The organism is Cupriavidus sp. 05N39 (assembly GCF_056397325.1).
Map to the genome: position 1 here is coordinate 1 of NZ_JBFTNE010000276.1, position 568 is coordinate 568.

Sequence of the window (568 nt, forward strand, 5' to 3'; positions counted from 1 at the left end):
CCCCGACGATGCACCGCACATCATCCTGCTGCCCGAGCGGGCCTATGACGAGGCCGCCTTCCTGGCCAAGGTCAAGCAGGTGGTCGAGCGCGTTGGCCACTGCGTGGTAGTGGCCTCGGAGGGCATCCAGACCGCCGATGGCCGCTTCGTCGCCGACGCCGGCGGCGGCAAGGATTCGTTCGGGCATACCCAGCTGGGCGGGGTGGCCTCGCAGTTGGCGGCCCGGGTCAAGGACGCGCTCGGCTACAAGGTGCATTGGACCCTGCCCGACTACCTGCAGCGCTCGGCGCGGCACATCGCCTCCAGGACCGACTGGGAACAGGCGCAGGCGGTAGGCAAGGCCGCGGTGCAGTTCGCGCTGAAGGGCCAGAACGCGGTGATGCCGGTGATCGTGCGCGGCAGCGACGCGCCGTACCGCTGGAAGATCGAGGCGGCGCCGCTGCACAAGGTGGCCAACCACGAGAAGAAGATGCCGGCCGGTTTCATCCGCAAGGATGGCTTCGGCATCACCGCCAAGGCCCGCGCCTACCTGTCGCCGCTGATCAAGGGCGAGGCACCGCTGCCCTAT

Annotated in this window: 1 protein-coding gene; it reads left to right on the forward strand. The window is 69.0% G+C overall.

The features are described 5' to 3' along the window. Nucleotides 1-568: 6-phosphofructokinase (locus AC1DN0_RS41275; RefSeq protein ID WP_477146632.1), on the forward strand; the 568-nt coding region annotated here is incomplete at both ends.